Consider the following 22,101-nt stretch of genomic DNA (forward strand, 5'->3'; position numbering starts at 1 on the left):
GCGGGCTTTTCAGGACATTTTGTAGGGGCTTGTTACTACCATCGTCGAATGGTTCTATAGGCCCGGCCCAGCTACAACTGGGGCCATACAAAAACAACTATTCCACCGAGGTAAGAAAGATGAGTGCGGCTTCCCTGTATCCCGTTCGTCCCGAGGTCCTGGCTAACACGCTGACTGACGAGGCGACCTACAAGGCCATGTACCAGCAGTCGGTCGTCAACCCGGACGGCTTCTGGCGCGAGCAAGCCAAGCGCCTCGACTGGATCAAGCCTTTCACCACGGTGAAGCAGACGTCCTTCGACGATCACCATGTCGACATTAAATGGTTCGCCGACGGCACCCTGAACGTTTCCTACAACTGCCTCGACCGTCATCTGGCCGAGCGCGGCGATCAAATCGCGATCATCTGGGAAGGGGATGACCCTTCCGAAAGCCGCAACATCACCTACCGCGAGTTGCACGAACAAGTCTGCAAATTCGCCAACGCCTTGCGCGGCCAGGATGTGCACCGCGGCGACGTGGTGACTATCTATATGCCGATGATCCCCGAAGCCGTGGTCGCCATGCTGGCCTGCACCCGGATCGGCGCGATTCACTCGGTGGTGTTCGGTGGTTTCTCGCCGGAAGCCCTGGCCGGTCGCATCATCGACTGCAAATCCAAAGTGGTGATCACCGCTGACGAAGGTATTCGTGCCGGCAAGAAGATCCCGCTCAAGACCAACGTCGACGACGCGCTGACCAACCCGGAAACCAGCAGCATCCAGAAAGTCATCGTGTGCAAGCGCACCGGTGGCGACATCAAGTGGAACCAGCACCGCGACATCTGGTTTGAAGACCTCATGAAAGTAGCGGGCAGTGTCTGCGCGCCGAAAGAGATGGGCGCCGAAGAAGCGCTGTTCATCCTTTACACCTCCGGTTCGACCGGCAAGCCTAAGGGCGTGCAGCACACCACCGGCGGTTATCTGTTGTATGCGGCGATGACCCACGAGCGCGTGTTCGACTACCGTCCGGGCGAAATCTACTGGTGCACCGCTGACGTTGGCTGGGTCACCGGTCACAGCTACATCGTCTACGGTCCGCTGGCCAATGGCGCGACCACGCTGCTGTTCGAAGGCGTGCCGAACTATCCGGACATCACCCGGGTGGCGAAGATCGTCGACAAGCACAAGGTCAACATCCTCTACACCGCACCGACGGCGATCCGCGCGATGATGGCGTCGGGCACTGCGGCGGTTGAGGGGGCTGACGGCAGCAGCCTGCGCCTGCTCGGTTCGGTCGGCGAGCCGATCAACCCGGAAGCCTGGGATTGGTACTACAAGAATGTCGGCAAGTCCCGTTGCCCGATCGTCGACACTTGGTGGCAGACCGAAACCGGCGGCAACATGATGAGCCCACTGCCGGGCGCTCACGCGCTCAAGCCGGGTTCGGCGGCGCGTCCATTCTTCGGTGTGGTGCCGGCGCTGGTGGACAACCTCGGTAACATCATCGAGGGCGTTGCCGAGGGCAACCTGGTGATTCTCGATTCGTGGCCGGGTCAGGCCCGTACGCTGTACGGCGACCATGACCGTTTCGTCGATACCTACTTCAAGACCTTCCGCGGTATGTATTTCACCGGTGACGGTGCGCGTCGTGATGCGGATGGTTACTACTGGATCACGGGTCGCGTGGATGACGTGCTCAACGTGTCTGGCCACCGCATGGGCACCGCCGAGATCGAAAGCGCGATGGTTGCGCACCCGAAAGTCGCCGAAGCGGCAGTGGTCGGCGTGCCGCACGACATCAAGGGGCAGGGCATTTATGTCTACGTAACCCTGAAAAATGGCGAAGAGCCGAGCGAGCAGCTGCGTCTGGAACTGAAAAACTGGGTGCGCAAGGAGATTGGTCCGATCGCCTCGCCGGATGTGATTCAGTGGGCACCTGGGCTGCCGAAAACCCGTTCGGGCAAGATCATGCGCCGGATTCTGCGCAAGATCGCCACGGCTGAATACGACGGGTTGGGGGATATCTCGACCCTGGCGGATCCGGGAGTGGTGCAGCATTTGATTGATACGCACAAGACCATGAACGTTGCTTAAGTAGCGGGTCTTGAGGCATGAAACCCCGCCAGGTGGTGAGCCTGGTGGGGTTTTTTATTGCCTGATATTTTTGCGTGAGCAGCCCCGGCCCCATCGCGGGCAAGCCCGCTCCCACAGGGATCTTTAGTGGGCATGGAGTTTGTGAGCAATAGAGACCGCTGTGGGAGCAGGCTTGCCCGCGATGGGGTCAGGTCAGGCACCCCATAAACAACAGCCAATAATTATCGGACTCAGTTGTCGGTCCTTTCCCACTGTTACCCATCCTCCTTCAAGTAACTGAATGTGTAACCGCTCGTGCCAATCCGGGGTATTGGGAAACGCAAAACCCCATTCCCACGCCTCCCAAGCCCCCTGGAAAAATAAGACATAACGCCAAGCTTGCCGGATTAGAAGGGTTTGCCAATAATAGGCCCGCAATTTGCAACGTAGATCGGTTCACTGTCTTTTGCTCTTGCATGATTTTGCAGGGCTGTCAACGCGCTCAAGCGGCTTTCTCGGTGCATCTGTAATTTGTTGTCGCATTGAAGAAATATCGGCTTCGGGCCTGTCGTTAGAATGCCGATCACTCGCTCGTCGGTGACCGTGTTGAAAACAACACGCGATTCCTACGACGCAGCAACCGCTTTGTCGTTCTACTCACTCGCATATTGGGCTGTCGCTCACTCTGCCGTTTTTGCCCTTTACCGATGGAGTCCCAAGATGAAGAAACTCGTGCTGCTTGGCGCCCTGGCACTGTCCGTGCTGTCGCTGCCAACCTTCGCCGATGAAAAGCCTCTGAAAATCGGCATCGAAGCGGCTTACCCTCCGTTCGCTTCCAAAGCGCCGGACGGCAGCATCGTTGGTTTCGACTACGACATCGGCAACGCTCTGTGCGAGCAGATGAAGGTCAAGTGCGTATGGGTCGAGCAAGAGTTCGACGGTCTGATCCCGGCACTGAAAGTGCGCAAGATCGACGCGATCCTGTCGTCCATGTCGATCACTGAAGACCGCAAGAAGTCTGTCGACTTCACCAACAAGTACTACAACACCCCGGCTCGCCTGGTCATGAAGGCGGGCACTCAAGTCAGCGAAGGCCTGACTGAGCTCAAGGGCAAGAACATCGGCGTGCAACGTGGCTCGATCCACGAGCGTTTCGCCCGCGAAGTCCTGGCCCCGCTGGGTGCGGAGATCAAGCCTTACGGTTCGCAGAACGAAATTTACCTCGACGTGGCCGCCGGCCGCCTCGACGGCACCGTGGCAGACGCTACGCTGCTGGATGACGGTTTCCTGAAAACCGACGCTGGCAAGGGCTTCGCCTTCGTTGGCCCGGCGTTCACCGACGTCAAATACTTCGGCGACGGCGTGGGTATCGCTGTGCGCAAGGATGACAAGGCTGATCTCGACAAGCTCAACGCTGCCATCGCCGCCATTCGTGAGAACGGCAAATACAAGCAAATCCAGGACAAGTACTTCGCCTTCGATATCTACGGCAAGTAATACGCTGCGGCGACAAGTCCGAAATGGCGCAAGCAACAGGATCTCTGAGGTTTGCGCCATTTTTTCATCCCAACTTTCGAGGACCTGAATCATGTTGAAAGGCTACGGGGCTGTCATCCTCGATGGCGCATGGCTGACGCTTCAGCTCGCCTTGTCGTCCATGGTCCTGGCCATTGTTCTGGGGCTGATCGGCGTTGCGCTGCGTCTGTCGCCGATTCGCTGGCTGGCCTGGCTGGGCGATCTGTATTCCACGGTGATCCGCGGTATTCCCGATCTGGTGCTGATCCTGCTGATTTTCTACGGCGGCCAGGACCTGCTCAACCGCGTCGCACCGCTGCTGGGCTTTAACGACTACATCGACCTGAACCCGTTGGCCGCCGGTATCGGCACCCTCGGTTTCATCTTCGGTGCGTACCTGTCGGAAACCTTCCGTGGCGCCTTCATGGCGATCCCGAAGGGGCAGGCAGAAGCCGGCATGGCGTACGGCATGAGCAGTTTTCAGGTGTTCTTCCGGGTATTGGTGCCGCAGATGATTCGCCTGGCGATTCCGGGCTTCACCAATAACTGGCTGGTCTTGACCAAGGCTACCGCGCTGATTTCGGTGGTAGGTCTGCAAGACATGATGTTCAAGGCCAAGCAGGCGGCAGATGCCACCCGCGAGCCTTTCACCTTCTTCCTCGCAGTGGCGGCGATGTACCTGGTCATCACCAGTGTTTCGTTGCTGGCATTGCGTCACCTTGAGAAGCGCTACTCGGTAGGCGTAAGGGCGGCTGATCTATGATCTTCGACTACAACGTCATTTGGGAGGCCTTGCCGCTGTACCTCGGCGGCTTGGTGACTACCCTCAAATTGCTCGCGCTGTCGCTGTTTTTCGGCCTGCTGTGCGCCTTGCCCCTGGGCTTGATGCGCGTGTCGAAGAACGCCGCCGTCAACATGAGCGCCTGGCTCTACACCTACGTGATCCGCGGCACGCCGATGCTGGTGCAGCTGTTCCTGATCTACTACGGGTTGGCGCAATTCGAAGCGGTACGTGAAAGCTTCCTGTGGCCGTGGCTGTCCAGCGCAACGTTCTGTGCATGCCTGGCCTTTGCCATCAACACCAGCGCCTACACTGCCGAAATCATTGCGGGCAGCCTGCGGGCCACCCCGAATGGCGAGATCGAAGCCGCCAAGGCGATGGGCATGTCGCGCTACAAGATGTACAAGCGCATCCTGTTGCCATCGGCCCTGCGCCGGGCGCTGCCGCAGTACAGCAACGAAGTGATCATGATGCTGCAGACCACCAGTCTGGCGTCCATTGTGACCCTGATCGACATCACCGGTGCCGCACGCACGGTCAACGCCCAGTACTACCTGCCGTTCGAAGCCTACATCACCGCCGGCGCGTTCTACCTGTGCCTGACCTTCATCCTGGTGAAGCTGTTCAAACTGGCCGAGCGCCGCTGGCTGGGCTATCTGGCCCCGCGGAAGCACTGATATGGAACGCATCGATCACGTATTGCCGTGGAGCCACCTGGGCAGCGAACGCCAGATTTCGGTATTCCGCTTCGGCAGTGGCGAGCGCAAGGCCTACATCCAGGCCAGCCTGCACGCCGATGAACTGCCGGGGATGCGCACGGCCTGGGAGCTGAAAAAGCGCCTGACCGAGCTCGAAGCCCAAGGCTTGCTCAACGGTGTGATCGAGTTGGTGCCGGTGGCCAACCCACTGGGTCTCGGTCAACTGTTGCAGGGCAATCATCAAGGGCGTTTCGAGGCCGGCAGCGGCAAGAATTTCAACCGCGATTTCGTTGAGCTGAGCGCGCCGGTTGCGTCTGAGCTGGCAGGGCACCTCGGTGATGATCCGCACGCCAATATCCAGATGATCCGTCAGGCCATGAGCGATGCGCTTGCTGCATTGCCACCGGCTGCGAGTCAGTTGCAAGGCATGCAGCGCGTCTTGCTCAGCCACGCCTGCACCGCCGATGTGGTGCTGGATTTGCACTGCGACGCCGAAGCGGCACTGCACATGTACGCCTTGCCGCAACACTGGCCGCAGTGGCGTTCGTTGGCCGCGCACTTGAACGTGAAGGTGGGTTTGCTCGCGGAAGATTCCGGCGGCAGTTCCTTCGACGAAGCCTGCTCGCTGCCGTGGTTGCGTCTGTCGCGCCTGTTCCCGGATGCACAGATTCCGCTGGCGTGTCTGGCGACTACCCTTGAATTAGGTGGTCAGGCGGATACCGGTCGTCTTGAGTCCGTGGCTCACGCCGAAGGCATTCTGGCGTTCCTCGCCGAGCAAGGCCTGATCAGCGGCGAATGGCCAAAACCTGCGCAAGAATCGTGCGAAGGCTTGCCGTTCGAAGGCACCGAATTGCTGTTTGCACCGCACCCCGGTGTGGTGAGTTTCCTGCGTAAACCCGGTGAGTGGATCGAAGCCGGTGACGAGATTTTTGAAGTGATCGATCCGTTGTCGGATCGGGTCAGCACGGTGTGTGCTGGTACGTCCGGGGTGCTGTTTGCCATTGAACGGCTGCGTTATGCCCAACCCGGTTTCTGGCTGGCCAAGGTGGCGGGGCGCGAAGCGCTGCGTCACGGGCGCTTGCTCAACGACTGACTGACTGTTTTTGTGAGAACCGACCGCATGTACAAACTTGAAGTCCAAGACCTGCATAAACGCTATGGCAGTCACGAAGTGCTCAAGGGCGTGTCCCTGAAAGCGGCGGCTGGCGATGTGATCAGCATCATCGGCTCCAGTGGCTCCGGCAAAAGTACCTTCCTGCGCTGCATCAACCTGCTGGAGCAGCCGCACGCAGGCAAGATTCTGCTCAACAACGAAGAGCTGAAACTGGTCGCCAACAAGGACGGCGCGTTGAAGGCGGCCGACCCGAAACAGCTGCAACGCATGCGTTCGCGCCTGTCGATGGTGTTCCAGCATTTCAACCTGTGGTCGCACATGACCGCGCTGGAAAACATCATGGAAGCGCCAGTTCACGTGCTGGGCATGTCCAAGGCCGAAGCCCGCGAAAAAGCCGAGCATTACCTGAACAAGGTCGGCGTGGGTCACCGTAAGGACGCCTACCCTGGCCACATGTCCGGCGGCGAGCAACAGCGTGTGGCGATTGCCCGTGCGCTGGCGATGGAACCTGAGGTGATGCTGTTCGACGAACCGACCTCGGCACTCGACCCGGAACTGGTCGGCGACGTGCTGAAAGTCATGCAGGCCCTGGCCCAGGAAGGCCGGACCATGGTGGTGGTCACGCACGAAATGGGCTTTGCCCGTGAAGTGTCGAACCAGTTGGTGTTCCTGCACAAAGGTGTCGTCGAAGAAAGTGGCAACCCGCGTGAGGTGCTGGTCAATCCCCAGTCCGAGCGTCTGCAACAATTCCTCTCGGGCAGCCTGAAGTAATCAAGACTGCCGTTGTGCACCGGGATAGTGCATGCTTCGCAACCTGAAGGCCGGCCCCGATCCCTGTGGGGGCTGGCTTGCCAGCGATAGCGGTATGTCTGCATCAGAGATGTTATCTGATCCACCGTTATCGCTGGCAAGCCGGCTCCCACATTTGATCGCTACAGGTTTGAGATTTGCGTTCATTTACGGGCTAGCATTGGCCCATGCCTTCTTCACTGTTCTCGTTTCGGATTGCCCGCCATGACTGCCCATCGAATTGGTTTCCTGATTTGGCCCAGCACTAAAGCACTGACGCTTGCGCTGGCTGAGGAGGCCTTGCGTGTTGCCCAGCGTGTGCACCCGGACGTGGTTTACGAACTGTCGTTTTTGCAGGCCGAACCGCCGACCGAAGGCGCCTGGCAATTGCCGGGTGAGCCGTGGGCCGGCAAACTCGAAAATTTCCAGAAGCTGTTTTTGCTCGCCGATGAGCCGCCGACCACGCTTGCGCCGGCGCTCAGCAGTGCGTTGAAACAACTGGTGCGTTCCGGTTGTGTGATTGGCGGTTTGTCGGCGGGTGTGTACCCGCTGGCGCAGTTGGGTTTGCTTGATGGGTATCGCGCTGCCGTGCACTGGCGCTGGCAGGACGATTTCACCGAGCGTTTCCCTAAAGTCATCGCCACCAGTCATTTGTTCGATTGGGATCGCGATCGGCTGACCGCGTGCGGCGGCCTGTCGGTACTTGATTTGTTGTTGGCAGTATTGGCCCGTGATCATGGCGCCGAACTCGCTGGCGCCGTCTCGGAAGAACTGGTGGTCGAGCGCATTCGCGAAGGCGGGGAGCGCCAACGTATCCCGCTGCAAAACCGCCTCGGTTCCAGCCATCCAAAGCTCACCCAAGCGGTGCTGCTGATGGAAGCCAACATCGAAGAGCCGCTGACCACCGACGAAATCGCCCAGCACGTGTGCGTGTCCCGTCGGCAATTAGAGCGGATCTTCAAGCAATACCTCAACCGTGTGCCGAGCCAGTACTACCTGGAATTGCGCCTGAACAAGGCCCGGCAGATGTTGATGCAAACCAGCAAGTCGATCATCCAGATCGGCCTGTCGTGTGGCTTCTCCTCGGGGCCACATTTCTCCAGTGCCTATCGCAACTTCTTCGGTGCCACGCCGCGGGAAGATCGCAACCAGCGGCGCAGCAGCAGTCCATTCGAGTTGTCGTCGGTGCCGTCCGAGCGCGGCTGATGTTATTCGTCGACCTCGGAACCCTCTGAAGTCGAAACCTGCATCTCACCTTGGTTGATGACCTCGTCCACGCCAAAATCCGCACGGGTCAGTTCAAAGTAGCGGACCAGTTGCGCCAGGCTTTCCTCCGAAAACGGATTGCCTCTCAAGGTGATGTTTTCAGCCACCTCCACCGGCAATTCCAGCAGGTCGCTGGGCACCTCGGTAATTGCATTCATGCTCAGGTCGACCCAGTCCAGATCCGTCAGCTGAAGCAGGCCATGGGGGATGTCAGTGATGCCGGTGTCGTTGAGCAACACGGTCGACAGGTTGGGCATTTGGCTTAGATCCGGCGTACGCCCCAACGGGTTTAAGCTCAGGTCGATGTAATCAAGCTGCTCCATGCCCGCCAATGCATTTGCCGTCTGCGCAGACAGGCTGACCCGGCATTCGGGGAGCGACAGCGAGCGCAGGCGCCCCATCTTGAAGACCGCATCGGGGATGTCACCGAGGTCGCACTCGCGCAGCCTCAGGCTTTTGAGGTTGGTAAAGGACTCGAGGAAACGCCCCAGTCGTGTTGCACCCTCGGCGCTTTGGATCTCCAGCGCGGAAACATGACTGAAGTCTGCACTCATGGCGGGCAGCTCGCCATTGATAACCGGGCGGACCATAAGCTCGAACGTCGGCTCAAGTGCGTCGTTGAAATCATCCAGTCCAGATTCACGCTGCCAGCACTTCTCAAGTGCCTGCTTGAGTTCGTCACGGTTGGCTTGCTCGGCAGAGAGTTGGTCGGGGCTGAACGGTTCACCCGTCACGGGGTGCTGGTCCGGAACATCGGTGGTCCAGGCAGACAAATCATTTTTCAGTTGGGTGAGCTCTTCTTCGAGGCGCGTAAGGTATGTGCGGCCTTCCTCCAGAGTCCCCGGCAATTCGTAGACAAACTCACTGGCCTGTTCGACTTCCATGCTGGGGTACAACGCCTTGATGCGATCAATATCGGCTTCGGGAGCATAGACACCCATGTCGTAGGCGTTTTCGAAGTGGTGTTGCTTGATCAATTCCCGCGCGCTGTTCGAAAGCGGGTTGTGGGTGAGGTGCAGGCCGCGCTTGTCGTACAGCGAACTTTCGAATAACTCGGCAGGCAACTCGCTGATGCGGTTGTTCATCAGCAGGAGGGTTTCGAGCTTCGGGTGTTGCAGAGCGCCGGCCGGAATCTCCGTCATGCGAGTGTCGCTCAGGTCCAGGTGCACCAGCTCACTCATCGTGTCGATGCGCGGCAGGCTTTCAAACGGATTTTTGTAAAGGTCCAGCATGGCCAGTTTTTTCAGTGACGCCAGCTTCGACCAGGTGGCGGCGTCGACCCGGATGCCGCAATCGCTCAAGACCAAGGCTTGAAGGTCGGGCATTCGGCTGATGGCGTCGGGGAGGGTGGTCAGGGAAAATCGGCGCAACTCCAGGCGGCGCAGTCCGCTGAAGCCCCTTAGAAACGCGGGAATGGCCTGCGCACTGCGCGTGCCTTCCAGGGACAACCGCGACACATGACTGAAGTCGGCACTCAGTGGCGGAAAGTCACCGAGTATCGGCTGTTCGAACCTGAGCACATATTGGGTCACCCCCTCCGGGGTGTCGAAATCCCGGTCGGACTGTCGCCGCCAGCTGCGCTGGATTTCCTGGGCCAGCAACCGGCGATTGTTTCGCTCGGCTTGTTGCTCCAGCTCACTGAGCGGGCGTCCGGTTTCAGGATGAGCCGTGGGCGAGTCACTGACCCAGACGCGCAGGTCCTGATGCAGTCGGGCCAACTCCCTCCTCACACGTGAAAGTTCTACGCGAGCGCCATCGGGATGAAGTTGCAATGCCTGGACAATGGACTGCATTTCTTCCTGGGGAAGGTTGGGGTAAACCTCGCGCACCCGGTCGTTGAGCGTCGGTGTCTCGCGGTCGATTCGACTGTAGCCCTCGGCACCACCGGGCAGGCGCATGGTGGTTGGGTCATAGAACGGTTTTCGATGGGGATTTTTTGCGAACAGCCTGCGTAAGGCCGGTTGGTCCAGTGCGTGTTCGGCGATGCGTTGTTTGAGTGTCCGGGCGTCTGCGATCAAAGGGTTCAGCTTGTTGCGCTGCGACTCCGGCAGCGCCCGGAACAGGGCCTGATAAAAACTCCCCTGCGTCGAGCCAGTGTCCTGGTGAACCTGGTAAGTGCCGTCTTCAGCGCGAATCAGTATTTTTTGAATGGGCGCATCGGGCTGGCCAATGCTGTCGCGCAAGGTCCCCTCGGCCGAGTAGTCCCTCACTTCGATGCGTAATTCGGCCGGCAAATCGGGCAGCGAATTCAGGCTGTGCAAGGCCAGTCGGTGGGTGTCGGTGGTGTCCAGCGCTTCGGAATAAAAGCCTTCGCAAGCTCGGGTCGCGCGCACGGCTTCCATGGCTTTGAGCGCTGCATTCTTGAGTCGCTGGGGAAGGTGGCCGTTGTGCAGTTGTTTCAGCTCGGTGCCGGATGCATTGCTCACCAATTCCTCGGCGATATCGGTGGGTAGCCCCTGCACGTCATCCAGCAGTCGCTGGACTCGCAGGTCATCGGTTTTTTCCAGTGCTCGGTAGCGCAGATCGAACAGCGATTTGCGGTGGCTCCGGGCAAGTTCGGCGGTCTGTTGTCTGAAGGTTGACGTTTGGTCTTGCGCTGCCGGCATCGGCGTGTCGACAGGCCAGTCGTCGTAGCTGCTCAGCAGTTGATGCTGCATGACCGCATCGGCCTTTTGGTAGTGCTCGGCTTGATCACTGCCGATCTGCTCGATAAAGGTGTCGATGTCCCGGTTGATCCTGTAGCGCTTGATCGTGTCGGTCAGCAGCGAAGGCGGGCGGTAGTGTTCGGCATGCATCTCGCGCAGGGCATTGTCGTGAAAACCGCTGACCTGCAGGATCTGCTCGCGCTCGGCGTTGCTGAACGACTCGACATCGTGGCCGATGCGACGCATGACCGTTTCCCGATCCCAATGCAGCGGCTGCTCCAGTTCAGTGTGCCAGGCGCCGTGGTGGTTGTGCAGTAAAGAAGGCTGATAAGCATCGGTGCGGGTCGGATGCTCAATCTGATACGCGCCGGAGGTGCCTTCGGGTTTCACGGCGTACAGTTTTCCTTCCAGGGGCAGCAGCGTCTTGCCCCCGTGGCGATAGAGGCCAAGTTGATCGGGGGTTGCGCCGTCAGGCAGGCTTTGGGCGTGTTCGTACGGGAGTAGATCTTGCTTCCAGTAGCGGATTTTTCCTTTTGGCGTTGCGACGGGTTTGAGCGGGTCGACCAGCGCGACCGCTTCGCGCGAAAGCAAACGGCTGAAGGCGCCGGCAGCGATCGCGCCACCCACTGCGAATGTGCCCACTTCAACCACTGTTTCAGCGAGCGTTATCAGATGCCTTAGCGCCTCCGTTTTCAACCCTTCGGCCAGGTCTACGATGCCTTCGAACGTTTCGTCGAGTAACTGGTAGGCCATGTAACCCAGCATTACTTCGCCGAGAAACGGAACGAATGGCAAGGCAACGAACGACGCGATTTCAAGCAGCGTCGACGCCACTTTGCTGAAGGCATCCCACAATGCCCAGCGCCCGTTTCGGTCCGCGGAGGCGGTGGCGACGGCCTGCGTGCTGGCATCGTTGATGATCTTGTTCAGTTGGCGCTGATAGACATGATTCCACAGGTCCGCGCTGAACGGCGTCATTGAAAACCGCAGGTTGGGCCTGTCGATGGGCGTTTCCCGCCAGCTAGGCAATGGGTCGCCACGCGTGTGCTGATGCCAGGTGACGCGCTGAAGACGTTGATTGAGATCAGCGAAAAAGTGGCCCCTTTCCTTGTGCTCGACGAAACGGCTGAAGAATGTCTGGTAAGCCGGGGCACGCAGCTTGCGGGTCAGCTCGTTCATGAACGCCAGAGTGTTCGGGTATTCCTTGAGTGGATGTTCGGGATCGTCGGGAATGTAGGCGATGATCCGCGTTCCTTTGCGTGCGCGCTCCAGACTCGCTGCGAAAATGACAATGCCGGTCAGGGAGGAGGACATGATGCTCAGGTCATGGCCGTACAGCGGTTGACCATTGAGTCGCGCACCTGAACGCCCTTCCACAAGGCGCAGGATCGAGAGGCAGGCATCCTCCGGAATGTCCTTGCGCAGTTGAGCCATTTGCAACGCCGCTTTGAGTGCCGCTTGGTGCGAGCCGATCACCTTCGATTTCAACACCGCGCCGGCCACCGGGTTAGTCAGCCCCAGATTGTCTTTGAGGTACGTGTTGTACCGGGCGCCGATGTCCAGATCCCGGCACAGCCGCGCAAAGGCGGCGACGGTTATTTTTTGTTTGATCGCTGGCAGCGTATCGAACTGCCCATTGGGTGACGGCGCGGTAATGAACGTCGATGCCGATTCGTAAGCATCAGCCGCCACTTCCGATTCCTGGAAGTTATGCAGGGCGGCATCAAGCAGCGACACCGTCCAGGTGCGTGCGGCGCCCGTCCTGACTCCGAACCAGGGCACGGTTTGCGGGATGTAAAGGCGCAGGAACGTGGTGTTGACGTCCAGTTCCAGATCAAACCGGGTTTTCAGCGCCGCGGTCAGAAGAGGTTCGGCGAAGGCGCGTGCGCTTTGCAGCTTGGACAGGGTTGAGTCCAGGCGATTTCGCTGGGTCCAGTGGTCCTGGCCGAGCTTTTTCAGCGACTGGTGTTGCACGGATGTCGCGGTGCCGTACCACCGCGGCGTGGCAGGCGAGGCGTTTTTTAGGGCGTCGCGTGTGGCGGGCGAGGCTTCCAGTACCCAGGTCGGCAGATTGTTGAACAGGTGATGGTAGTGATCGTCCGGCTGCGTGGCGGATTCATTGCCGGCTGCGTTAGAAGGGCGATCTTGTTCGTGTCGACTCATGCGCTATTCCCTTAGCGTTTGGATGAGTCACCAGCAAAACAGACGATGACGGGGCTGGTGCGGTACATATTTACCGCACCGTTCGACAAGCCTGCCTATAACCTGTGCCGGCGGTTTAAACTGCGCCTTTGCGACGCTATATGTCGCATTGCCGTAAACCCGACTGAAACCGGGGTTTGCGCTATAAGAAGTTGTCGCTTGGCGGCAAGGCCGGGCTGAAAACTGTCCTTACAATCCCCCCATCGCTCGCCAGTTTCAGGCGAGTGTTCCTCTTCAGGAGACTCCGATGTCCGTTGAGCACGCTGCGGTACAACGCGCCGATTTCGACCAGGTAATGGTTCCTAACTACGCGCCTGCCGCTTTCATCCCTGTGCGTGGTGCCGGTTCCCGCGTCTGGGACCAGTCTGGCCGCGAGCTGATCGACTTCGCCGGCGGGATTGCCGTTAACGTATTGGGCCACGCACACCCTGCGCTGGTCGGTGCCTTGACCGAGCAGGCTAACAAGCTGTGGCACGTGTCCAACGTGTTCACCAATGAGCCGGCCCTGCGCCTGGCGCATAAGCTGATCGACGCTACGTTTGCCGAGCGCGTGTTCTTCTGTAACTCCGGCGCCGAAGCCAACGAGGCCGCTTTCAAACTGGCCCGTCGCGTCGCCTTCGATCGTTTTGGTACCGAGAAGTACGAAATCATCGCCGCGCTGAACAGCTTCCACGGTCGCACCCTGTTCACCGTGAACGTCGGTGGCCAGTCGAAGTACTCCGACGGTTTCGGTCCGAAAATCACCGGCATCACCCACGTGCCGTACAACGATCTGGCGGCGTTGAAAGCAGCCATTTCCGACAAGACCTGCGCGGTGGTGCTTGAGCCGATCCAGGGCGAGGGCGGTGTGTTACCGGCCGAGCTGGCCTATCTGCAAGGCGCTCGCGACCTGTGCACCGAGCACAACGCGCTGTTGGTGTTCGACGAAGTGCAAACCGGCATGGGCCGCAGCGGCAAGCTGTTCGCCTACCAGCATTACGGCGTGACCCCGGACATCCTGACCAGTGCCAAGAGCCTGGGCGGTGGTTTCCCGATCGCCGCCATGCTGACCACCGAAGACCTGGCCAAACACCTGGTCGTCGGCACTCACGGCACCACTTACGGCGGCAACCCGCTGGCGTGCGCTGTCGCTGAAGCCGTGATCGACGTGATCAACACCCCTGAAGTGCTGGCCGGCGTCAATGCCAAGCACGACAAGTTCAAGGCGCGCCTTGAGCAGATCGGCGAGAAGTACGGCCTGTTCACTCAGGTTCGTGGCCTGGGTCTGCTGATCGGTTGCGTGCTGAGCGATGCCTGGAAGGGCAAGGCCAAAGACATCTTCAACGCCGCCGAACGTGAAGGCCTGATGATTCTGCAAGCCGGCCCGGACGTGATTCGCTTCGCGCCGAGCCTGGTGGTTGAAGACGCTGATATCGATGCCGGTCTGGACCGCTTCGAACGTGCTGCCGCCAAACTGACACAAGCCTGATAGGGCCCTTCGACGCCTGAACTTTCAGGCGTCGAACCCAATTTTTATGCCAGGCCCGCTTTTCTGTAGGAGTGAGCCTGCTCGCGATGGTGTGTCAGTCGACATCAATGTTGCTGATCCACCATCGCGAGCAGGCTCGCTCCTACAAGGGGGCCGGTTATTTTCCTCAAAGAGTTTTTCGAGAAAGGAGTGACACCATGCTGGTGATGCGCCCCGCGCAAATGGCTGATCTGGGCGAGGTACAGCGTCTGGCTGCGGACAGCCCGATTGGTGTCACTTCCTTGCCGGATGACGTTGAACGCCTGAGCGACAAGATCGCTGCAAGCGAAGCCTCGTTTGCTGCCGAAGTCAGCTTCAATGGTGAAGAGAGCTATTTCTTCGTCCTCGAAGACACGACCACCGGCAAGCTGGCCGGTTGCTCGGCGATCGTGGCCTCGGCCGGTTATTCCGAGCCGTTCTACAGTTTCCGTAATGAAACCTTCGTGCACGCCTCCCGCGAGCTGAAGATTCATAACAAGATTCACGTGCTCTCCCAGTGCCACGACCTGACCGGCAACAGCCTGCTGACCAGTTTCTACGTGCAGCGCGAGCTGGTGGGGTCGCCTTGGGCCGAGCTCAATTCTCGTGGGCGCCTGCTGTTCGTCGCCAGCCATCCGGAGCGCTTTGCCGATTCCGTGGTGACCGAGATCGTCGGTTACAGCGATGAAAACGGCGACTCGCCATTCTGGGATGCCATCGGCCGCAACTTCTTCGACCTCAACTACGCTGAAGCCGAGCGTCTGTGCGGTCTGAAGAGCCGCACGTTCCTGGCCGAGCTGATGCCGCATTACCCGATCTATGTGCCGCTGCTGCCGGACTCCGCTCAAGAGGCGATGGGCCAGGTGCATCCACGGGCGCAGATCACCTTCGACATCCTGATGCGCGAAGGCTTCGAGACCGATCACTACATCGACATTTTCGACGGTGGCCCGACCTTGCACGCCCGTGTGACGGGGATCCGTTCGATCGCCCAGAGCCGCGTCGTACCGGTGAAAATCGGCGAGCCGGTCAAAGGTGTCGGACGTCAGTACCTGGTGGCCAATGCCCAGTTGCAGGATTACCGCGCCGTGTTGCTTGAGCTCGATTACGCGCCAGGCAAACCCGTGACCCTGGATCTGGAAGCGGCCGAAGCCTTGGGCGTCGGTGAAGGTGCCAGCGTGCGCCTGGTGGCGGTTTAACGCCGGCATTGATTTCCAGCGAGAGATACCTGGAAAGCAGCGAAATTTCACGGGTGGCGCAAGCGGCCCGTTTGAGGAGATAGCATGATCGTTCGTCCCGTACGCAGCAGCGATTTACCCGCTCTGATCGACCTGGCCCGCAGCACCGGCACCGGCCTGACTACCTTGCCGGCCAACGAAGAACGTCTGGCCCATCGGGTCGGCTGGGCCGAGAAGACCTTTCGCGGCGAAGCCGGGCGCGCTGATGCGGACTACCTGTTCGTACTTGAGGATGACGCGGGCCGCGTGGTGGGCATTTCCGCCATCGCCGGTGCGGTCGGCCTGCGTGAGCCTTGGTACAACTTCCGGGTCGGCCTGACGGTCAGCGCTTCGCAAGAGCTGAACATCTACCGCGAGATTCCGACGCTGTTCCTGGCCAATGACCTGACCGGCAACTCCGAGCTGTGCTCGTTGTTCCTGCACGCCGATTTCCGCACCGGCCTCAATGGCCGCATGCTGGCGAAGGCGCGGATGTTGTTCATTGCCGAGTTCCCGCAACTGTTCGGCAACAAGATCATCGCCGAGATGCGTGGTGTCTCCGATGAAGCCGGGCGTTCGCCTTTCTGGGAGAGCCTGGGCCGTCACTTCTTCAAGATGGAATTCAGCCAGGCTGATTACCTGACCGGCGTGGGCAACAAGGCATTCATTGCCGAACTGATGCCGAAGTTTCCGCTGTACACCTGCTTCCTTTCGCCCGACGCGCGCAACGTCATCGGCAAGGTCCATCCGGACACCGAGCCGGCGCTGGCCATGCTCAAGAGCGAAGGTTTCAGCTACCAGGGCTACGTCGACATCTTCGACGCCGGCCCGGCCGTCGAGTGCGAAACCGGCAAGATTCGCGCGGTGCGTGACAGCGAGGCGCTGGTGCTGGCCATCGGCACACCGGGCGACGACGCTACGCCGTTCCTGATTCATAACCGCAAGCGCGAAGACTGCCGGATCACTGCCGCGCCAGCACGCTTCGCCGCCGGCACGCTGGTGGTTGATCCGCTGACCGCCAAACGTCTTCAACTCAACGCCGGCGATCAAGTGCGCGCCGTTCCGTTGTCTGCTGCTCGGGAGTCGAAATAATGAATTCGCTATACATCGCAGGTGAATGGCTGGCCGGCCAGGGTGAAGCCTTCCAGTCGCTGAACCCGGTGACCCAGCAAGTGCTGTGGTCCGGCGAAGGCGCCACGGCGGCTCAGGTTGAATCCGCCGTGCAAGCCGCGCGTCAGGCATTCCCGGGCTGGGCCCGTCGGACCCTGGACGAGCGCATTGCCGTGCTTGAGGCCTTTGCCGCCGCACTGAAAAACAAGGCTGACGAACTGGCGCGCTGCATCGGTGAAGAAACCGGCAAGCCACTGTGGGAGTCGGCGACCGAAGTGACCAGCATGGTCAACAAGATTGCGATTTCGGTGCAGAGCTACCGTGAACGTACCGGCGAGAAGAGCGGCCCGCTGGGCGACGCCACTGCTGTGCTGCGTCATAAACCGCACGGCGTGGTGGCGGTGTTCGGTCCTTACAATTTCCCTGGCCACTTGCCGAACGGTCACATCGTGCCAGCGCTGCTGGCCGGTAACAGCGTGTTGTTCAAACCCAGCGAGTTGACCCCGAAAGTCGCCGAGCTGACGGTTAAATGCTGGATCGAAGCCGGCTTGCCGGCGGGCGTGTTGAACCTGCTGCAAGGCGCTCGTGAAACCGGTATTGCCCTGGCGGCAAACCCGGGCATCGACGGTCTGTTCTTCACTGGTTCCAGCCGCACCGGTAATCACCTGCATCAGCAATTCGCCGGTCGTCCAGACAAAATCCTGGCGCTGGAAATGGGGGGTAACAACCCGCTGGTGGTCGACGAAGTGGCAGACCTCGATGCCGCTGTTTACACCATCATCCAGTCGGCCTTCATTTCCGCCGGTCAGCGTTGCACCTGTGCACGCCGCTTGCTGGTGCCGCAGGGCGCCTGGGGCGACACGCTGCTGGCGCGTCTGGTGGCGGTCAGCGCGACGATTGAAGTGGGTGCGTTTGATCAACAACCGGCACCCTTCATGGGGTCGGTTATTTCCCTTGGCGCCGCGAAAGCGTTGATGGACGCGCAAGAACATTTGCTGGCCAATGGCGCAGTGGCGTTGCTGGAAATGACTCAGCCGCAGGCACAAGCCGCGTTGCTGACCCCGGGCATTCTGGACGTGACGGCCGTGGCTGACCGTCCTGACGAAGAGCTGTTCGGCCCGTTGCTGCAAGTGATCCGCTACGCTGATTTTGAAGCGGCGATCGCCGAAGCCAACGATACCGACTATGGCCTGGCGGCGGGTTTGCTGTCGGATTCCGAAGCGCGTTACCGGCAGTTCTGGCTGGAAAGCCGCGCCGGTATCGTCAACTGGAACAAGCAGCTGACCGGTGCCGCGAGCAGCGCACCATTCGGCGGTGTGGGGGCCTCGGGCAACCATCGCGCCAGCGCCTACTACGCAGCCGATTACTGCGCTTACCCGGTGGCCTCGCTGGAAACCCCGAGCCTGGTGTTGCCTGCTGCTCTCACGCCTGGCGTGAAGATGGTGTAATGCCCAATCGCGGGCAAGCCCGCTCCCACCGGATTTGCGTCGAATACATAGTGTATGAACACCGCCGAACCTGTGGGAGCCGGGCTTCCCGCGATGGCCGCGACCCGGTCTAAAAGAACAGTTACCAGAAGCCTATAACAACAGATTCTCGTGGAGCCTCGCTGATGAAATCCTATGAAGTCAATTTTGACGGTCTAGTGGGGCCGACCCATAACTACGGCGGTTTGTCCTACGGCAACGTCGCGTCCCAGAGCAACAGCCAGCAGTCTTCGAACCCGAAGGAAGCCGCGCTGCAAGGCCTGGCGAAAATGAAAGCGCTGATGGAAATGGGCTTTCAGCAAGGTGTGTTGGCGCCACAAGAACGCCCGGACGTGGCCGCACTGCGCCGTTTGGGTTTCAGCGGCACCGACGCGCAAGTGATCGAGCAAGCCGCTAAAGACGCGATGCCGTTGCTGGTTGCCAGTTGCTCGGCGTCGAGCATGTGGGTAGCCAACGCCGCCACGGTCAGCCCGAGTGCCGACACCGCTGACGGCCGCGTTCATTTCACCGCCGCCAACCTCAACTGCAAGTACCACCGCAGCATCGAACACCCGACCACCAGCCGCGTGCTGGGTGCGATGTTCGCCGATCAGAAGCACTTTGCGCACCATGCCGCGTTGCCGGCCGTGGCGCAGTTCGGTGACGAAGGCGCGGCCAACCACACCCGTTTCTGCCGTGAATACGGTGAAGCCGGCGTCGAGTTCTTCGTGTTCGGTCGCAGCGCATTCGATACCCGCTACCCTGCACCGCAGAAATACCCAGCACGCCAGACGCTGGAAGCGTCACAGGCCGTTGCCCGCCTGCACGGCTTGAGCGAAGACGGTGTGGTCTACGCGCAGCAGAACCCGTCGGTGATCGATCAGGGCGTATTCCACAACGACGTGATCGCTGTAGGTAATGGCGAAGTGTTGTTCTATCACGAGGATGCATTCCTCGACACCGAGCAGATGCTGGCCGAGCTGCAAAGCAAACTCGCAAAAGTCGGCGGCAAATTCCAGTCCATCTGCGTGCCGCGTTCCGCCGTCACCGTGGAAGACGCCGTTCGGTCCTACCTGTTCAACAGCCAACTGCTGTCGCGTCCTGACGGTTCGATGCTGTTGATCGTGCCCGAAGAATGCCGTGGCAACGAGCGTGTCTGGCAGTACCTGCAAGGTCTGACCAGCTCCGGCGGCCTGATCCGCGAAGTGAAAGTCTTCGATCTGAAGCAAAGCATGCAGAACGGTGGCGGCCCGGCTTGCCTGCGGCTGCGCGTCGCACTGAATGAAACCGAGCTGGCGGCGGTCAACCCAGGGGTTATCATGACGGCACCGTTGTACGGCACGTTGACCGAATGGGTCGACAAGCACTACCGCGACCGCATGACCGAAAACGATCTCGCGGACCCGCAATTGCTGCTTGAATGCCGGACGGCACTGGATGAACTGACGCAAATCCTTAAACTGGGCGCGGTTTATCCATTCCAGATCAATTGAAAGTCTCAAACGAGAGCGTAAAAAACATGAGCGATACCCTGCAGCTGATCCTTGAAGACACCGACGGCACGCAACTGGAAACCTCCTGCACCCGCGTCGCGGTCCTGTGGCAAGGCAAAGAGCTGTGGATCCAGCACGATGGCCGTGGCCAACTGCTGATCGGCGTGGACGTCGAAGAAGGTGACGCTGAATACGCCAACCTGCTGCTGCGTCCATTGGCGACTAATCTGGTAAGTCTGCAACTGGAAATGGAACCGGCTGAAGTCGGCGACGAAGACCACGTGCACGGCCCGGATTGCGCACACGACCACTAAGGAAACCGCTCTATGCTCGCCCTCGGCAAACTGCTTGAACTGACCCTCGCCGGCCGTGAACCGGCGGAGAAGACTCAACTGACTGTCGAAGGCGTGCGGATGCGCTGGTTGAGCGAAGGTGCGCTGGAAGTCCGGCCACCTGAAGCGCGCGACAATGGCCTGGACCTGCTGTTGTCAGCCGGTATTCACGGCAACGAAACAGCGCCAATCGAGTTGCTTGACCGCCTGTTGCATGACATCGCTCGCGGTGATTTGAAGCCGCGCGCACGTATTCTGTTCCTGTTCGGTAACCCGGAAGCGATTCGCAAAGGCGAGCGCTTTGTCGAGCAGGACGTCAATCGGCTGTTCAACGGCCGTCACGAGCAAAGCAGCGGCTCCGAAGCCTTACGCGCTTGTGAGCTGGAGCGGCTGGCGGCGAGTTTCTTCAGCCTGCCAGATCGTCAGCGTCTGCACTACGACCTGCACACCGCGATTCGCGGCTCGAAGATTGAGCAGTTCGCCTTGTACCCCTGGAAGGAAGGTCGCCAGCATTCGCGACAGGAACTGGCACGCCTGCGTGCTGCCGGCATGGAAGCGGTGCTGTTGCAGAACAAGCCATCCATCGTTTTCAGTTCCTACACCTACGACAAGCTGGGCGCCGAGTCCTTCACCCTTGAACTGGGCAAGGCAAGGCCATTCGGGCAGAACGCCGGGGTCAACGTTTCCCAGCTGGAAACCCGCCTGAAACAGATCATCGAAGGCGCCGAACCGGAACTGACCGAAGCAGCACTGGACGGTTTGCAGCTGTACAGCGTGGCACGGGAAATCATCAAGCACAGCGACAGCTTCCGCTTGAACCTTCCGGCGGACATCGAGAACTTTTCCGAACTGGACGTGGGTTACCTGCTGGCGGAAGACATCGCCAATACCCGCTGGATCATCGAAGAAGAGGGCGCCCGGATTATCTTCCCGAACCCCAAGGTGAAGAATGGCTTGCGCGCCGGCATCCTGATCGTACCGACCACCGACGAAAACCTCGCCTGACTTTTGCGCACTGATCGTTCCCACGCGGTGCGTGGGAACGATCTTCCGACTTAGACGGCTACCGCCCGGGGTTCGGAGCGACGCAGGTTACGGATCTTGTGCAGCGTATCCGCGCAGGTCTTCGCGGCTTCCTGACCTTTATGCAGGAAATGCTCGAAGAAGAACTTCTGGTGCTCTTCACCTGCATGGAAGTGGTGCGGGGTCAGGGATACCGAGAACACGGGCACTTCAGTTTCCAGTTGCACCTGCATCAGGCCACTGACCACCGACTGGGCGACGAACTCGTGACGGTAGATCCCGCCATCAACCACCAGGGCTGCCGCGACGATGCCCGAATAACGGCCGGTCTTGGCCAGCAACTTGGCGTGCAGGGGCATTTCAAAGGCGCCGCCGACTTCGAAGAAATCGATGTCCGATTCCTGATAACCCTGGGCAATCATTTCGGTGACAAAGCCTTTACGGCTCTGATCGACGATTTCCTTGTGCCAGCAGGCCTGGATGAACGCAACGCGCTCGCCCTGATGGTTTTTGCTTTTGCTATCGATTGCGGTGGGTTGCATGTTCTGACTCCTGTTTATGGTTAAAACAGGGCATATGAATCGAATGGGATTTCAGGGTACGCACGCTCGCACGAATGCAGCGGACGGCCCTTTGGCGTCAATCCCGTTCTCTCTTCATCCGGACTATGACCGTCGGCCCCGGGATCACACCGGGTCTGCTGACCTTGTCGTCATGCACGGTCATTGCCGTACCTGTCGCCAAGCGCTCGCGGGCTATGCGCGTTGCGCGCAATTACCGCCGGTGGGGAGTTGCACCCCGCCCTGAGAACGTTTTGCCGTCAGATTGTCTGGCGGCGCAGCGTTTTTAACACATATTTGTGAGCCGCGCATCGCTGCTATCTGATGATTGTTATCGACTTTTTCGCTGG

Annotated in this window: 16 protein-coding genes and 1 riboswitch; of the genes, 14 read left to right on the top strand and 2 right to left on the bottom strand. The window is 59.8% G+C overall.

The window, feature by feature from the left end; translation table 11 throughout:
* Positions 1–119 precede the first annotated feature (119 nt).
* From acs to argR, 7 genes are all read left to right on the top strand, one after another.
* Positions 120–2,075 carry an acetate--CoA ligase gene (gene acs, locus SB725_RS27560; protein ID WP_027923920.1) on the top strand — a complete coding sequence of 652 codons (1,956 nt, stop codon included), beginning with the start codon at positions 120–122 and terminating at the stop codon, positions 2,073–2,075.
* Between the two features lie 699 nt (positions 2,076–2,774).
* The gene (locus SB725_RS27565) at positions 2,775–3,551 is read left to right on the top strand and encodes an ABC transporter substrate-binding protein (protein WP_027923921.1); all 777 of its coding nucleotides are present in this window, start codon (positions 2,775–2,777) and stop codon (positions 3,549–3,551) included.
* 91 nt (positions 3,552–3,642) lie between these two features.
* Positions 3,643–4,332 (top strand): ABC transporter permease, encoded by a 690-nt coding sequence (locus tag SB725_RS27570; RefSeq protein WP_027923922.1) that lies wholly within the window; start codon positions 3,643–3,645, stop codon positions 4,330–4,332.
* Complete coding sequence (locus SB725_RS27575; RefSeq protein WP_027923923.1) at positions 4,329–5,027, top strand: ABC transporter permease; 699 nt, start codon at positions 4,329–4,331, stop codon at positions 5,025–5,027. The genes SB725_RS27570 and SB725_RS27575 overlap by 4 nt, the downstream gene beginning before the upstream one ends.
* 1 nt (position 5,028) lies before the next feature.
* Entirely contained in the window at positions 5,029–6,141 is a 1,113-nt protein-coding gene (locus SB725_RS27580; RefSeq protein WP_410922890.1) for a M14 family metallopeptidase, read from the top strand.
* Positions 6,142–6,168: 27 nt separating this feature from the next.
* Positions 6,169–6,933 (top strand): ABC transporter ATP-binding protein, encoded by a 765-nt coding sequence (locus SB725_RS27585; RefSeq protein ID WP_007943885.1) that lies wholly within the window; start codon positions 6,169–6,171, stop codon positions 6,931–6,933.
* A 243-nt stretch (positions 6,934–7,176) separates the two neighbouring features.
* Positions 7,177–8,157: a transcriptional regulator ArgR gene (gene argR, locus SB725_RS27590; RefSeq protein WP_027923925.1), complete on the top strand. Its 981-nt coding sequence runs from the start codon at positions 7,177–7,179 to the stop codon at positions 8,155–8,157.
* A gap of 2 nt (positions 8,158–8,159) precedes the next feature.
* On the opposite strand, the gene SB725_RS27595 is transcribed toward argR, so the two are convergent.
* A complete protein-coding gene (locus SB725_RS27595; RefSeq protein ID WP_410922891.1) occupies positions 8,160–13,025 on the bottom strand; it encodes a dermonecrotic toxin domain-containing protein in 4,866 nt (1,621 codons plus the stop codon).
* A gap of 286 nt (positions 13,026–13,311) precedes the next feature.
* Here SB725_RS27595 and SB725_RS27600 point away from each other — a divergent pair, with 286 nt between their 5' ends.
* The 7 genes from SB725_RS27600 to astE all read left to right on the top strand — a co-directional run bounded on the left by SB725_RS27600 (position 13,312) and on the right by astE (position 21,173).
* A complete protein-coding gene (locus tag SB725_RS27600) occupies positions 13,312–14,532 on the top strand; it encodes an aspartate aminotransferase family protein (protein WP_059182301.1) in 1,221 nt (406 codons plus the stop codon).
* A gap of 197 nt (positions 14,533–14,729) precedes the next feature.
* A complete protein-coding gene (gene aruF / locus SB725_RS27605) occupies positions 14,730–15,749 on the top strand; it encodes an arginine/ornithine succinyltransferase subunit alpha (protein WP_027923928.1) in 1,020 nt (339 codons plus the stop codon).
* A gap of 84 nt (positions 15,750–15,833) precedes the next feature.
* Positions 15,834–16,859, top strand: coding sequence for an arginine N-succinyltransferase (gene astA / locus SB725_RS27610; RefSeq protein WP_027923929.1), 1,026 nt, complete (start codon positions 15,834–15,836; stop codon positions 16,857–16,859).
* Complete coding sequence (gene astD, locus SB725_RS27615) at positions 16,856–18,325, top strand: succinylglutamate-semialdehyde dehydrogenase (protein WP_172825978.1); 1,470 nt, start codon at positions 16,856–16,858, stop codon at positions 18,323–18,325. The genes astA and astD overlap by 4 nt, the downstream gene beginning before the upstream one ends.
* Positions 18,326–18,489: 164 nt before the next feature.
* Positions 18,490–19,836, top strand: a complete 1,347-nt coding sequence (gene astB / locus SB725_RS27620; RefSeq protein ID WP_027923931.1) for an N-succinylarginine dihydrolase — start codon at positions 18,490–18,492, stop codon at positions 19,834–19,836.
* A gap of 26 nt (positions 19,837–19,862) precedes the next feature.
* Positions 19,863–20,150, top strand: coding sequence for a hypothetical protein (locus SB725_RS27625; RefSeq protein ID WP_027923932.1), 288 nt, complete (start codon positions 19,863–19,865; stop codon positions 20,148–20,150).
* Positions 20,151–20,162: 12 nt separating this feature from the next.
* The gene (gene astE, locus SB725_RS27630) at positions 20,163–21,173 is read left to right on the top strand and encodes a succinylglutamate desuccinylase (RefSeq protein WP_059182303.1); all 1,011 of its coding nucleotides are present in this window, start codon (positions 20,163–20,165) and stop codon (positions 21,171–21,173) included.
* A 50-nt stretch (positions 21,174–21,223) separates the two neighbouring features.
* Here the strand turns inward: astE and SB725_RS27635 are convergent, their stop codons facing one another.
* The gene (locus SB725_RS27635) at positions 21,224–21,733 is read right to left on the bottom strand and encodes a 6,7-dimethyl-8-ribityllumazine synthase (RefSeq protein ID WP_027923934.1); all 510 of its coding nucleotides are present in this window, start codon (positions 21,731–21,733) and stop codon (positions 21,224–21,226) included.
* A gap of 101 nt (positions 21,734–21,834) precedes the next feature.
* A riboswitch (FMN riboswitch) is annotated at positions 21,835–22,006 on the bottom strand.
* Positions 22,007–22,101: the final 95 nt, after the last annotated feature.

Source organism: Pseudomonas sp. SIMBA_041 (genome assembly GCF_046535095.1).
GTDB lineage: Bacteria > Pseudomonadota > Gammaproteobacteria > Pseudomonadales > Pseudomonadaceae > Aquipseudomonas > Aquipseudomonas mucoides.